This is a genomic window from Marinobacter sp. DY40_1A1 (assembly GCF_016597815.1).
Taxonomy (GTDB): domain Bacteria; phylum Pseudomonadota; class Gammaproteobacteria; order Pseudomonadales; family Oleiphilaceae; genus Marinobacter; species Marinobacter xiaoshiensis.
This window is the reverse complement of record NZ_VCHA01000007.1, coordinates 87,588-100,528: the sequence shown is the minus strand read 5'-3', so window position 1 is coordinate 100,528 and position 12,941 is coordinate 87,588. Positions and strand designations below refer to the sequence as shown.

Annotated in this window: 10 protein-coding genes and 1 riboswitch; of the genes, 5 read left to right on the top strand and 5 right to left on the bottom strand. The window is 55.0% G+C overall.

The window, feature by feature from the left end; genetic code table 11:
• Positions 1 to 12 precede the first annotated feature (12 nt).
• Genes FFI61_RS16520 through lpxL form a run of 3 tightly spaced genes read right to left on the bottom strand, consistent with a single transcriptional unit; the run spans position 13 to position 3,036 of the window.
• A complete protein-coding gene (locus FFI61_RS16520) occupies positions 13 to 1,128 on the bottom strand; it encodes a glycosyltransferase family 4 protein (RefSeq protein WP_200371782.1) in 1,116 nt (371 codons plus the stop codon).
• Positions 1,125 to 2,102: a mitochondrial fission ELM1 family protein gene (locus FFI61_RS16515; RefSeq protein ID WP_200371781.1), complete on the bottom strand. Its 978-nt coding sequence runs from the start codon at positions 2,100 to 2,102 to the stop codon at positions 1,125 to 1,127. Before FFI61_RS16515 ends, FFI61_RS16520 begins: the two co-directional genes overlap by 4 nt.
• Positions 2,089 to 3,036 (bottom strand): LpxL/LpxP family Kdo(2)-lipid IV(A) lauroyl/palmitoleoyl acyltransferase, encoded by a 948-nt coding sequence (gene lpxL, locus FFI61_RS16510; RefSeq protein ID WP_200371780.1) that lies wholly within the window; start codon positions 3,034 to 3,036, stop codon positions 2,089 to 2,091. The genes FFI61_RS16515 and lpxL overlap by 14 nt, the downstream gene beginning before the upstream one ends.
• A 122-nt stretch (positions 3,037 to 3,158) precedes the next feature.
• Here lpxL and waaA point away from each other — a divergent pair, with 122 nt between their 5' ends.
• Positions 3,159 to 4,412, top strand: a complete 1,254-nt coding sequence (gene waaA / locus FFI61_RS16505; protein WP_200371779.1) for a lipid IV(A) 3-deoxy-D-manno-octulosonic acid transferase — start codon at positions 3,159 to 3,161, stop codon at positions 4,410 to 4,412.
• Positions 4,413 to 4,502: 90 nt separating this feature from the next.
• On the opposite strand, the gene FFI61_RS16500 is transcribed toward waaA, so the two are convergent.
• Positions 4,503 to 5,864, bottom strand: coding sequence for a TolC family outer membrane protein (locus FFI61_RS16500; RefSeq protein ID WP_200371778.1), 1,362 nt, complete (start codon positions 5,862 to 5,864; stop codon positions 4,503 to 4,505).
• Positions 5,865 to 6,070: 206 nt separating this feature from the next.
• Positions 6,071 to 6,187, top strand: a riboswitch (TPP riboswitch).
• A gap of 90 nt (positions 6,188 to 6,277) precedes the next feature.
• Between FFI61_RS16500 and thiC the strand changes: the two genes are divergently transcribed.
• From thiC to cpdA, 4 genes are all read left to right on the top strand, one after another.
• Entirely contained in the window at positions 6,278 to 8,155 is a 1,878-nt protein-coding gene (thiC, locus tag FFI61_RS16495) for a phosphomethylpyrimidine synthase ThiC (RefSeq protein ID WP_200371777.1), read from the top strand.
• A 311-nt stretch (positions 8,156 to 8,466) separates the two neighbouring features.
• On the top strand, positions 8,467 to 9,081 hold the full coding sequence (locus FFI61_RS16490; protein WP_200204867.1) for an NUDIX domain-containing protein: 615 nt from the start codon (positions 8,467 to 8,469) through the stop codon (positions 9,079 to 9,081).
• A 2-nt stretch (positions 9,082 to 9,083) separates the two neighbouring features.
• Positions 9,084 to 9,569, top strand: a complete 486-nt coding sequence (locus tag FFI61_RS16485) for a DUF1249 domain-containing protein (protein WP_200204866.1) — start codon at positions 9,084 to 9,086, stop codon at positions 9,567 to 9,569.
• Between the two features lie 231 nt (positions 9,570 to 9,800).
• Positions 9,801 to 10,607, top strand: a complete 807-nt coding sequence (cpdA, locus tag FFI61_RS16480) for a 3',5'-cyclic-AMP phosphodiesterase (protein ID WP_200204865.1) — start codon at positions 9,801 to 9,803, stop codon at positions 10,605 to 10,607.
• On the opposite strand, the gene metE is transcribed toward cpdA, so the two are convergent.
• Complete coding sequence (metE, locus tag FFI61_RS16475; RefSeq protein ID WP_200371776.1) at positions 10,601 to 12,922, bottom strand: 5-methyltetrahydropteroyltriglutamate--homocysteine S-methyltransferase; 2,322 nt, start codon at positions 12,920 to 12,922, stop codon at positions 10,601 to 10,603. The two genes, cpdA and metE, sit on opposite strands and share 7 nt — an antisense overlap.
• Positions 12,923 to 12,941 lie beyond the last annotated feature (19 nt).

The window sequence follows — 12,941 nt, the reverse complement described above, 5'->3', positions numbered from 1 at the left end:
GCCAGATAATTTTCAAAAGGTGGAAGCGGCTTTGCCAAGAACCTTCCGGTAAACCTCCAGTGTCGACTCTGTTTGCGCCTGCAGCCGAAACCGGTATGGAATCTCAATGTGCGGGGCGTTGTCACCGAGCAATCTGATAGCTACCTGGGCAAACTCCTGAATGTTATCAGGGGTTACAAGCCCGTCGCGAAAGCATGCCTGCAGCGTTTCAGCTGCACCACCACGGTTAAACGCAACCACGGGCGTGCCGGAGGAAAGTGCTTCGGTAACAGTGCGGCCGAAGGGTTCGGGCTTTGTCGACATATGACAGACCAGGTCGGCAAGCAGATATAGCTCCGCCATATCATCCCGCTGCCCAAGGAAGCTGACTTTGTCAGTAAGCCCGAGCTTTGTGCGATGTCGTTCCAGTTCCTGCAGGAAGCGCTCTTTCCCGGGTTCTGCACCGCCAACAATGATGCCGTGGCAGTCTGGTTTTTCGCGGGTGATTTCAGCCATAGCCTCAAGAAACTGCAGCTGGCCTTTCCACCGGGAAATGCGCCCGGGCATCATGAGAATATGTTTGTTCTCAAGTTGTGGGAATTGGGTAAACAGAGATTGTCGCCATGTTTCACTCAGTGTCTGTTGCTGAAAGTAATCCACATCCACTCCGCGCTGTATCACAGTGAGCTTTTGCTCGGGAACCTGGTAGTTGTGGGTGATGTAGTTGCGTACACAGTTTGATACTGCGATCACGTGATCGGATTTTGCCATGATGGCGCTGTACGGGTTTACGGAATACATGCCGTGGAAAGTCGACACAATGGCTGGCTGCTGGCTCGCAGGCAGCCCCTTACACGCAAGGCGCACGATCCAGGCGGGCATGCGTGAGCGTACGTGAATAATGTCTGGCTGAAGCTTCCGAATCAGGTTACGCATGGGGCGAATTTGCCCAAAGGATGCAGGTGACTTGCGATGAATGGGCATTCTGATGTGGGTTGTGCCTTGCTCTTCAAGACGTTTCACCAGAGGCCCGCCGTTTGATACAACCCAGGATTCGCAGTTGTGGCGAACAAGATCCGCCGCAAACTCGACGGTTCCCCGTTCTACACCGCCACTGTATAGAGCCGGTAGTGCCTGGAGAATTCTCAAGGAGTCATCCCTTTTACTCTTTTCTGCTTTTCGCTGGCAGGTGTCAGCCAGCGTTTAATCACCCATAGAGCCGCCCGGTCAGCCTCCCAGAGAGGTTTTTCCTGACCAGTTTTACCGCCCATCACGGTTGCATGATCACTCCAGCGCGCTACATGGCCAGCCTCAACCAATTGTTGCACGCCGCTGGCTACACGGCTTCCGGAACGCTCGGGGAGTTGGAACAACCCGGTTGGTACCCCGGATGTGGCAGCTTCACATACCATGGACATGCTGTCAGGGGTTACCCAGATAGCCCGGGATGCCGCTACACTGTGGCTTAACCAGTCTTCATGGGTCCTGTCAGGGTCTGCCACGGTAATCTTGAGGCCGGCCAGCTCATTTAGTCGTTCCCTGAGAGCTCCAGGCGTTCGTCTTGAGCTGCTGATGGTCCAGCGCCATTCAGGATACTCTCCGATCAGATGAGTGACCTGCCCGAAAACCACGTCATCGTCCCAGTCGTATTGGGGTGATGGGCCACCGAGTAACAAAAGGGCTTCGGGTTTATCCGTAATTCTGGCCAGGGGTGTGACCGTGTTGATAACACCGTCAGTAATCAGTGTGTCCCGGTTTTGAGCAATGCCGTCATGGGCGGGAATTATAGCGCCGTCGATCCAGTTGCGCGGGAATCCGGGCTTCATGATGACCAGAGTTTTGGCATTCTTGAGCCGTCGCAAAGAAAGCAGCAGTTTGTGGGTGCCCGCACCTGCAGCAATGATCAGGTCCGGGTGGGGGAGCGATCTGCCCAGCCCGGGCGGTATTGCCAGCAGCGCTCGCCACAAGGGTGTGCGTGTGTCGGGAGCGTCGATCCAGTACAGACTGGCCCCGGCTTTCACCCGTAGTCGGTTGCCAAGCCCCTTTAGTTGATTTCGGTGCCCGGGCTTGTTGTCTGTGAGCAGCCATATTACAGGTGCCGCCGACGTGCTATTTGCCGCCATAAAAACCTGGGTCGTTTATATCTGGCCGCGTTTTGAAGCGGCGGTGCATCCAGAGATACTGATCGGGTGCGCGCCGGATCTCGCGCTCAATAATCTGATTGATTGCCGTCGCATCCTGCATGTCGTCGCCGCTTGGGAAGGGGTCCAGCGGCGGGTGAAAGTATATGTCATAGCCAGGCTTGTCCTGCCGTCGAAAATGGCTGAATGGAACCACTTTACACTGGCTGCGTGCAGCTATACGAGATGTGGCTGTGATAGTACCAGTTGGTATACCAAAGAACGGCGCGAAAACAATATCTTTGCGGCCATAATCCTGGTCTGTGGCGTACCACACAGTCCGATTCTTTTTCAGGCTGCGGAATAGCCCACGAAGATCCCGGGCGCCCAGGACTGTCTCGTAGCGACGTTCCCTTGCCCGGGTCATAACGGCGTTCATCAGTGGGTTGTTGTGATCCCTCTGCATCACATCTGCCTCAATGTACTCGGTAACCAGGCTGCCTCCAAGGTCCAGAGTGCTGTAGTGGCCGCCCAGCAACAATACACCCTTACCTTCGGCCAGCGCATTGTCCAGATGCTCCTTGCCATGAACCTCTGTTATACCCGTAAGCTTTGCCGGATTCCGGAACCAGGCTATACCCAGCTCCATGAGGCCTATTCCGTTTGCGATAAAACTGTTACGAACCAGTGCACCTTGCTGCGCCTGCGTCAGTTCAGGAAAACACAGGCGTATATTAACCTCGGTGATATGGCGCCGCCTCTTGACAAAGCGCCACGCCAGAAGCCCAATGCATTTGCCAAGCCACCACTGAAAACGGATGGGAAGCTGGGCTGCACACCACATAACAGCAATTCCGATCCAGGTTGGCCACCAACGCGGGTGGCGATAGGCTGCGTAGTCTGTATTGCGCGCCTGTTTACGGTGTTTCTTCTTCACTTGAAATCTGTCCTGCTAGCTCAGTGGGTTGCGGCTATGGCTATGTTGCCCGGCAGTGTCAGTCGGAAGCAACTGGTCAGGCTTTGCGATATGATACCGCACTGTTTTGGGGAGAGTCCTGCGTGCTTCAATTTATCTATTCACAGCTTATACGATTGGCACTGCCGTTTATTCTTATCCGGTTGTGGTGGCAGGGCCGTCAAGCGCCTGAGCTGCGCATCAACTGGCGGCAGCGGTTGGGTTTTGTTCCCCATGCCAGCGGCACTGTTGTCTGGGTTCATGCTGTGTCGGTAGGCGAAACCATTGCCGCTGCGCCTATGGTGCGACGGCTGCTCGCCCGCAATCCCGATATAACAATCCTGTTAACCGCCATGACAGACACAGGTCAGACGCAGGCCATGAAAATGTTTGGGGACCAGGTTCAGTATGCATACGCACCTTATGACACCCCCGGTGCCATTCGCCGGTTTCTGAACCGTGTTAACCCCAGAATACTGGTGATTATGGAAACGGAGATATGGCCGAACATGATTCGCCAGAGCCGGTCTCGCGGGGTCCCTGTTTTTCTTATCAACGCCCGGCTGTCGGAGCGCTCAGCGCTGGGCTATGAACGTGTAAAGCGACTGGTAGCACCGATTGTGCGCAGCATCAGCTGGGTTGCAGCCCAAGCTGAAAAAGATGCAGAGCGCTTTCGAAGAATAGGTGTCGCCGCGTCCAAAGTTGCGGTTACAGGCAGCGTCAAATTTGATGTGGATATACCTGACTCAGTGCGCGCGGCGTCAGGGCAGCTAAAGAGCAGCCTTTCAGATCGCCCCGTGTGGATTGCCGGAAGTACCCATGAAGGCGAAGACGCCCAGTTGCTGGCGGCACATAAGCAGTTGTTGCAGCATCAGCCCGATGCGCTGTTGATTATTGTGCCCCGCCACCCGGAGCGGTTTGAGTCAGTAGCGGAACTCATTGGCCGACAGGAATTCTCTCTGGCGCGGCGCTCTTCAGGTGACGACCCCTCCAGCGCGCAGGTATACCTGGGCGACACCATGGGCGAGCTGATGATGCTCTACGGAGCCAGTGATGTGGCTTTTGTGGGCGGCTCGTTGATAGAGCGTGGCGGTCACAATCCTCTGGAGCCGGCGGGCTGGGGAATTCCTGTTATTTCTGGGCACAACGTATTCAATTTTGAAACTATCTATGATCGGTTGCTTGATGATGGTGGCGTAACCATGGTCAGGGATGGAGATGAGGTGTTTCGACAGCTGCTCGCCCTGTTCACTGATGTTGAGGAGCGTCAAGCCAGGGGGCAACGTGCATTGTCGGTGGTCAATAAGAACAAGGGTGCGCTGGATAGGGTGGTTGACGGAATTATCGAGTGGGTTTGAGTTGGGTTGGTGTAGGGGGGGGGCAGTAAACGTTGGGTGGGGAGGAATGTGCTCCCCACCGCGCTTTCATCCGGATTTTAGCCTCGCAAACTAGCGAGTCGGGTCTTTCAGGGTCTGTTTGTCGTTGGCCAGAGCCTCAATTCCCGGTGCACTGGCGCTAAGCCAATTGTTCAATTCAATAAGATCTCTAGGGCTAAGGGTGCCGGCAGCCTGCTTTAACCGGAGGGTATTCGTAACATAGTCGTAGCGAGCATTGGCGTAATCATTAAGAGCCACGTAGTAAGCGCGCTCTGCATCCAGTACCTCAACGATGTTGCGGGTGCCCACGTCATACCCCGCGCGGGTCGCGTCCAGTGCGCTGCGGCGGGAAATAATCGTTTGCTCCAGGGCGGATGCAGTCTCTACGTTGTTGTTTACAGTCAGGTACAGGCTGCGCGTGCTCACTCTTACATCGCGGCGGGTCGTGTTCAGATCCTCCTGAGCTACTGTAACCAGCGAACGCTGCTGTCTAACACCAGCTTGAGTTCCGCCGCCCATATATAACGGTATATTCAGCTCAAGGCCGATAACACCTTGGGTCCCTTCCTGTTGCGGAAGCTTGTTGCCATCGAGTTCATTTTTTCCGTAGGAGGCGATCAGATCTAGCGTTGGCATATGGCCAGATTTTGCGACGTCTAAATTGGATTCGCTTGAATCCAGTACTGACATAGCAGCTTGTATTGCCCAGTTCTGTTCAAGAGCCGTCATTTCCCATGCGGATGGGTCTTGCGGTTCTGGTTGACCCAGAGGGAAGCTCTGACGCAAGTTTTGCAGGTCTTCAGAATATTCGCCTGTAAACCGGGCCAGTTGCTCCCGGGCGATGTTCGTCTGGTTTTCTGCTGCAATCCGGATACTTCTGGCATCGTCGTAGCTGGCGCGCGCTTCATAAACTTCTGTGATAGCTATCAGGCCAACATCAAAACGCTCTTGTGCCTGTTCGTATTGCCGGCGAATGGCGGCTTCGCCTGCTCTTGCGGTTGTAACAGTGTCTTGCGCCCGCAATACGTTGAAATAGGCAGTGGCAACATCCAGAATCAGCTGCTGCTGTGCCAGATTGTATTGAGCTTGGGCTGCTGCGGTTTGGAATTTGCTGGAATCATAACGAAACCAGTTGTCTGCTCGGAATACCGGTTGGGTGAGACGCACACCGTAGTTAAGAGATTTGTAGCTGTCCCCCACGCCGTTTTTGGCGTCAAAATCCGTATGATTTCCTTGCGCATAGGCTCCAATCTGGGGCAGCAGGGTACTCTTGCTTATATCACTGGCCGCCTGCTGGGATTCGAATCTGGCTTGAGCAGCCGCGATCCCGGAGTCGTAAGAGAGTGCTTTCTCATAGGTCTCAACCAGGTCCAGGGAAAGGGCAGGCTGAGCCGCCAAGAGGCCAATAAGTCCGGAAAGCAATCGTTTCTTCATTATTACTCCTGAGTACATGTGCGCGCCGGCGCCCAGTTGGGGGCGCTGAAAAAGGATACCGGATTGCCCGCGATGACATGGAGGCAACATCAGTAATGGCATGGTTAAGCAAGCCGACTGAAACAATCTTCCCATTATGGACAATAATTGCGCTCAGCTCTACACTTGCAAACAACACTCACTTTGAGTGCTACAGATTAAAGACTCGCGTCTTGACGGGGTGCTGGCTGTTTGACTTGTTCAGATAGTCGGCTGAGATTGCATCGCAGAACCCGCGACCTGATCCGGATAATACCGGCGTAGGGATTGAGACCAAGCTATCGAAGAGCCAGTGCTACCCGAGAACCACGTGGGTAGGGGCTCTCTCCGTCATGCGCGACCCGAATTCCAAAGTAATATTCCGGGAGCGAATGATGACAGATCTGCCTACCTACCTCAGTGATTCCGCCCGCGTCGATTCCGCCGCGATACAGCCCTTGCCGGGGTCGCGCAAAGTATACGTGCAGGGTAGCCGTTCCGACCTGCGGGTGCCTATGCGGGAAATCACCGTGCAGGACACACCCACAGAAATGGGTGGCGAGAAAAACCCACCGGTTGTGGTGTACGACACCTCCGGCATATACACAGACCCTGAAGCCACCATCGATCTGCGCAAAGGCCTTCCCGCCATCCGCGCGGCCTGGATAGCGGAGCGTGAAGATACGGCTCCCTTGGCAGGCTACACCTCGGAATACACCCGTCGCAGAATGAAAGATCCGCAGCTGGACCCGCTCCGTTTTATGGATGAGCGCAAGCCGCTGAGGGCGCTGGGCAATAAAAACGTTACCCAGATGCACTACGCCCGCAAAGGCATCATTACGCCGGAGATGGAATTCATCGCCATACGGGAAAACATGAAGCTGCAGGAAGCTCGTGAGCAAGGCTTGGCCGATGATCAGCACCCCGGCCAATCGTTCGGCGCCAGCATCCCAAAGGAAATTACCCCCGAATTTGTGCGCAGCGAAGTTGCCCGGGGCAGGGCCATCATCCCCGCGAACATTAACCACCCTGAATCCGAGCCCATGATTATCGGCCGAAATTTCCTGGTGAAAATCAACGGCAACATCGGCAACTCAGCGGTTACCTCGTCTATTGAAGAAGAAGTAGAGAAACTCACCTGGGGCATCCGCTGGGGTTCCGATACCATCATGGACCTTTCCACCGGCAAGAACATTCACGAAACCCGCGAATGGCTGATCCGCAACTCACCGGTGCCGGTCGGCACAGTGCCCATCTATCAGGCGCTGGAAAAAGTAGGCGGCGTGGCTGAAGACCTCACCTGGGAAATCTTCCGGGATACATTGATTGAGCAAGCAGAGCAGGGCGTGGACTACTTCACCATCCACGCAGGTGTGCGTTTGCATCACGTTCCCATGACCGCCAAACGCACCACCGGCATTGTCTCCCGTGGCGGCTCCATCATGGCCAAATGGTGCCTGGCCCATCACAAGGAAAGCTTCCTGTACGAACACTTCGAAGACATCTGCGAAATCATGAAAGCCTACGATGTCTCCTTCAGCCTCGGCGACGGCCTGCGCCCCGGCTCCATAGCCGACGCCAACGACGCAGCCCAGTTCGGCGAACTGGAAACCCTGGGCGAACTCACCAAAATCGCCTGGAAGCACGACGTACAATGCATGATCGAAGGCCCCGGCCACGTACCCATGCACCTGGTAAAAGAGAACATGGACAAGCAGTTGGAGTGCTGTGACGAAGCGCCCTTTTATACCCTCGGGCCATTGGTCACCGACATTGCCCCTGGCTACGACCACATAACCTCCGGCATAGGCGCTGCCATGATCGGCTGGTTTGGCTGTGCCATGCTCTGCTACGTCACCCCCAAAGAGCACTTGGGTTTACCAAATAAAGACGACGTAAAAACCGGCATCATCACCTACAAAATCGCCGCCCACGCCGCGGATCTGGCAAAAGGCCATCCGGGCGCGCAAATCCGCGACAACGCCCTATCCAAAGCCCGGTTCGAATTCCGCTGGGAAGACCAGTTCAACCTCGGTTTGGACCCGGACACAGCCCGCGCCTTCCATGACGAAACCCTGCCCAAGGAATCCGCCAAAGTGGCACACTTCTGCTCCATGTGCGGCCCGAAATTCTGCTCCATGAAAATCTCTCAGGAAGTTCGCGATTATGCGGCTGAACATGGAATTGATGAGATTTCAGCAGTGGATGCTGGCATGAAAGAGAAATCCCGGGAGTTCGTGGAATCCGGGAGTAAGCTTTACGACAAAGTCTGAGCATAGTTTTTCAGGCATGTGAGTTCGGAGTAAGCGCAGAATTTGCCAAGGAGAATAGAGCGTAAAATAACTTACGGATGCTGATCCCGTTTTGTGTTTAAAAGCGGACAGCACAAAGTTGAATCGGTTGTGGCAAGGACGGCTTTCCAAAACTGTGCGGAGCCATGGATGGCGGAGCCAAGCGTACATGGATGTATCTACAGCGTGTTTTGGAAAGCCGTCCTTGCCACAACCAGCCCCACCCAAGCAGGCTTGCAATAAACAACACCAACCGGCTATCGTGCAAAACCGATTTCAAAACAGAGTAAAGCATGACCAAGCCGTTCCAGTTCAAAGCCAGTGATGTCAAAGTTGAAAAACGCGAAATCGTCTTCCAGGGCTTCTTTCGCATGGACAAGCTGTGCCTGACTCACCCGCGCTTTGATGGCCGGAACATGCCGCAGTTTACCCGCGAGCTTTTCATTCGTGGCGATGCCACCTGCGTGCTTCCCTACGACCCCGAACGGGACGAAGTGGTACTGCTGGAACAATTCCGCCTGGGCGCTTTGGGGCGAGACCAATCCCCCTGGTTGCTGGAACTGGTCGCTGGAATGAACGAAGAAGGCGAGAGCAGCGAAGAAGTCGCCCAAAGAGAGGCTGAAGAAGAAGCCGGCCTCAGCTTCAGCAAACTCGAAAAAATCTGTGATTACCTGGTGTCGCCAGGTGGCACTACAGAAATGGTGTACCTGTATTGCGGCAAAGTCAGCACCGAATCCGCAGGCGGCCTGTTCGGACTGGAAGAGGAAAGCGAAGACATCCGTGCCCATGTGGTTTCAGCAGACGAAGCCATAGCGATGATCAGCGACGGCCGCATCAACAATGCAGCAGCAATCATTGCCATACAATGGCTGCAGATCAATCGTGCCAGACTGCGGGCAGGGTGGTAGCCATGAATGAATGGGCAATGAAACCCAAGCGCTACGTGCCCGACCTGCGGCAGCTTGGAGCCCTGTGTGAGGGTAACTACCACCGCATTGAAAGATTACGCCAACTGAGAGCAGGTGATCAGCCCGTCTGCGACATTGAGTTGCACCGGGAAAGCGAATATTTGGGCCGGGTTCGAATCAAGGTGCTGCAAACCGCCCGATATACCGAAACCCTCTTGCTCGAACAAATACACAATAGTGGTCGCTGGCTTAACAATCCGCAGATGACCGTGCGTGTATACCACGATGCAGTTATGGCAGAGGTCATAAGTTGTTATCGCGACACGCAGATTGCGCCGGTCAACGATTATCCTAACCGTTTTATGCACCACCCGGATGAAAAGACGCAGGTTAATGGGTTCCTGGCCGACTGGCTGGAATACTGTCTGAGATTCGGCCACCTGCCTCTTGAACATGCGGCATGGACGACCCGGCAGGGTGTCGACTAAGAGTTTTTGCGCCTGGCTGCCAGTAAATCAGGTGCTGTGAAAGGCGAATAGAGTTGGCAAATCGCGCAATATTTTGCCTGCGTTAGGCCAGAATGTGACATCGGTTCCAATAGCAAGTGATAAATTCGGTAGCTTACAACGTACACTTGCCCTCAGATCATGGGAGCCTGTGTAACGTGGTAGCCCGTAAATCTGTTACTCATTGACGGCAGCAAACAGACCAATAGCATCATGACCTCAAAGGAAACCGCCCGGCCACTTCGGGTACTGCAGCTAACGGATCCACACCTTATGGCCAGTGCTGATGGCGCGCTGCTTGGTGTTAATACCCGCGACAGCCTCAATGCAGTCATAGCTGAAGTGCTTGCTTCGCACGGGCAGCCGGATCTGATTCTTGCCACTGGCGATCTTGCTCAGGATGGATCGGAAGAAGCTTATTGTGCGCTAGGCGAGAGTTTTACTGCTTTTAACTGTGCATCAGCCTGGATTGCCGGTAATCACGACAAGGTTCCCTCCCTGAAAGAAGTTGCCGCTCGCTACGGCGCAAACCGTCGTCACCTTGTGCAGGGCGGCTGGCAGTTTATTCTTCTGGATTCGTCCGTACCGGGTAAAGTGCATGGGGAGCTCGCGGAATCCGAGTTGGGTTTTTTAGTACAGATGCTGGAGCAGAATCCGGATGTGCCGACCCTTGTAACCCTGCACCATCACCCCGTTGATATTGATACCGATTGGATGGCCGATATTGGGCTGAGAAACCGTGAAGAGTTCTGGCAGTTGATTGACAGGTTCCCGCAAGTAAAAATTGTGTTGTGGGGCCACATTCACCAGACCTTTGAGCAGCAAAGAAACGGCGTGCACTTGTTGGCTACGCCGTCCACCTGCATTCAATTTACCTCCGGCTCACGCAAGTTCTCTGTAGATGACCTGGCGCCCGGGTATCGTTGGTTTGAGCTCCAGGCTTCCGGCGACTTCACTACGGAGGTCTGCCGGGCCCGGAGTTTCGAGTTTGAGCTGGATCAGAACAGCACCGGTTACTGAGCCGCTTCTGCCAGCTCCTGCTCTGCAACGTCACTTTCTGCGTTTTGTCCGCGAAGCTCTCGTGCTGCTGCCACCATTGCTTCCAGAGCAGGTATGACTTCCTCCCAGCGGCGGGTTTTCAGGCCGCAATCCGGGTTGACCCACAAACGCTCTGCCGGAATCCTCTCTGCGGCTTTGCTCATCAAATCGGTTACTTGTGCCACTCGCGGAATGTTCGGGGAGTGGATGTCGTAAACCCCTGGCCCTATGTCGTTGGGATACTCAAAGCCCTTGAACGCATCCAGCAGCTCCATGGCAGAGCGTGATGTTTCGATGGTGATCACGTCGGCATCCATGCGGGCAATGGCCCCGATGATATCGTTGAACTCCGAGTAGCACATGTGAGTATGAATCTGAGTGTCATCCTGCACGCCATTAGCACTGATGCGGAAGGCTTCGATAGCCCACTCCAGATAGGTATTCCAGTCTGACTGGCGCAGTGGCAAGCCTTCACGCAAGGCGGCTTCATCAATCTGGATAATCCCTACCCCGGCTTTTTCCAGATCCTGAACTTCTTCACGTACGGCCAGCGCTAACTGCAGGCAGGTGTCCTTGCGTGGCTGGTCATCCCGCACGAACGACCAGTTCAAAATGGTAACCGGGCCGGTGAGCATGCCTTTCATGGGCTTGTCGGTCAGGGACTGGGCGTATTTGGTCCAGTCTAGGGTCATGGCATTGGGGCGGGTGATGTCACCAAACAGGATGGGTGGTTTCACGCATCGTGAGCCATAGGACTGCACCCAGCCAAACCGGCTGAACACGTAGCCTTCCAGCTGTTCGCCAAAATACTCCACCATGTCGTTGCGTTCAGCTTCGCCGTGCACCAGCACGTCCAGGCCTAGCGCTTCCTGTTGCTCAACACAGTAAGCAATTTCTTCATGAATCCGCGCGGTGTAGTCCTGCTGGCTCAGGTTGCCCTGGCGGAACTCCTTGCGAACCGCGCGTATTTCCGGCGTTTGCGGGAAGGAACCAATGGTGGTCGTCGGATAGGCGGGTAGCTTGAATCGTTCCTGCTGCAGCTTGGACCGTGTGCTGAACGGGCTCTTGCGCTGGCCATGCTCAGGCGTAATGGCTGACAGGGCTTCCGCAACCGCGGGGTTGTGTACTCTTGAGGACTGGCGGCGACTCTCGATGGCGTTCTGATTGGCGGCCAGTTCTTTGGCTACGGCTTCTCGACCTTCATCAAGAGCCTTCGCCAGAGTGTTTAACTCCTGCAGTTTCTGCCGGGCAAAAGCCAGCCAGTTGCGCACTTCGGCATCCAGCGTGGTTTCACTTTCCAGATCAACCGGTACATGCAGAAGAGAGCAGGAAGGCGCCAGCCAAAGACGCTCGCCCAGCTTTTCCTTCAGCGGCTCCAGAAGATCCAGAGTAGCATTCAGGTCGGTTTTCCAGATGTTTCGGCCGTTGATAACACCGAGGGACAGCACCTTATGAGCTGGCAGCCAGTCGGCCAGTCGCGCAACTTCGTTTTGTGCGCTGATAGCGTCCAAGTGAATGCCTGCCACAGGCAGTTCGCAGGCAAGTTGCAGGTTTTCCCTTAGCTCGCCAAAATAAGTGGCCAACAGCAGTTTTACCGGAGCGGTTTTCAGTTCGTGGTACGCGAGAATGAAAGCATGCTTCCAGTCGGCATCCAGCTCGGTAACCAGTGCCGGCTCATCAATCTGCACCCATTCAGCACCCGCATCCGCGAGCTTCGCCAGTAACTCGGTGTAGACCGGCAGCAGCTTGTCGAGCAGTTTCAAGCGATCAGATTCATCTTTGGCTTTTCCCAACCATAGATAGGTAACCGGGCCGATGATGACAGGCTTGGTGTTTACACCCTGAGCGCGGGCTTCCGCCAGTTGCACCAGTATGCGATCAGCGTTCAGGCTGAAATTCGTATCGGCACTGAACTCCGGCACTATGTAGTGATAGTTGGTATCAAACCACTTGGTCATTTCGCCCGCATGGACGCTGCAGCAGGCACTGTCGCTTGGGGAGCGGCCCCGGGCCACACGAAAATACTCGTCCAGCGGTGAACCTTCATGGGCGCTTGCCCGCTCCGGCAAATTGCCAAGTGTCGCGCTCATGTCCAGCACCTGATCGTAAAGCGAAAAATCGCCTACGGGCGCCAGGGAAAGACCTGCCTGCTCTTGCCAGTTTTGCGAACGCAACCCGGCGGCGGTTTCCTGCAGCGCCTGTTCGGAGGAGGTGCCATTCCAAAGTGCTTCCAAGGCGAATTTAAGTTCCCGGCGCGCGCCGATGCGCGGATAGCCGAGGTTGTGCGTAATGGTCATCTGAAACTCCTGATTCTGT

Coding starts and splice junctions, on each gene's coding strand:
- FFI61_RS16515 (WP_200371781.1), bottom strand. CDS start 2,102: ATGGCGGCAAATAGCACGTCGGCGGCACCTGTAATATGGCTGCTCACA.
- FFI61_RS16500 (WP_200371778.1), bottom strand. CDS start 5,864: ATGAAGAAACGATTGCTTTCCGGACTTATTGGCCTCTTGGCGGCTCAG.
- thiC (WP_200371777.1), top strand. CDS start 6,278: ATGACAGATCTGCCTACCTACCTCAGTGATTCCGCCCGCGTCGATTCC.
- FFI61_RS16490 (WP_200204867.1), top strand. CDS start 8,467: ATGACCAAGCCGTTCCAGTTCAAAGCCAGTGATGTCAAAGTTGAAAAA.
- FFI61_RS16485 (WP_200204866.1), top strand. CDS start 9,084: ATGAATGAATGGGCAATGAAACCCAAGCGCTACGTGCCCGACCTGCGG.
- cpdA (WP_200204865.1), top strand. CDS start 9,801: ATGACCTCAAAGGAAACCGCCCGGCCACTTCGGGTACTGCAGCTAACG.
- metE (WP_200371776.1), bottom strand. CDS start 12,922: ATGACCATTACGCACAACCTCGGCTATCCGCGCATCGGCGCGCGCCGG.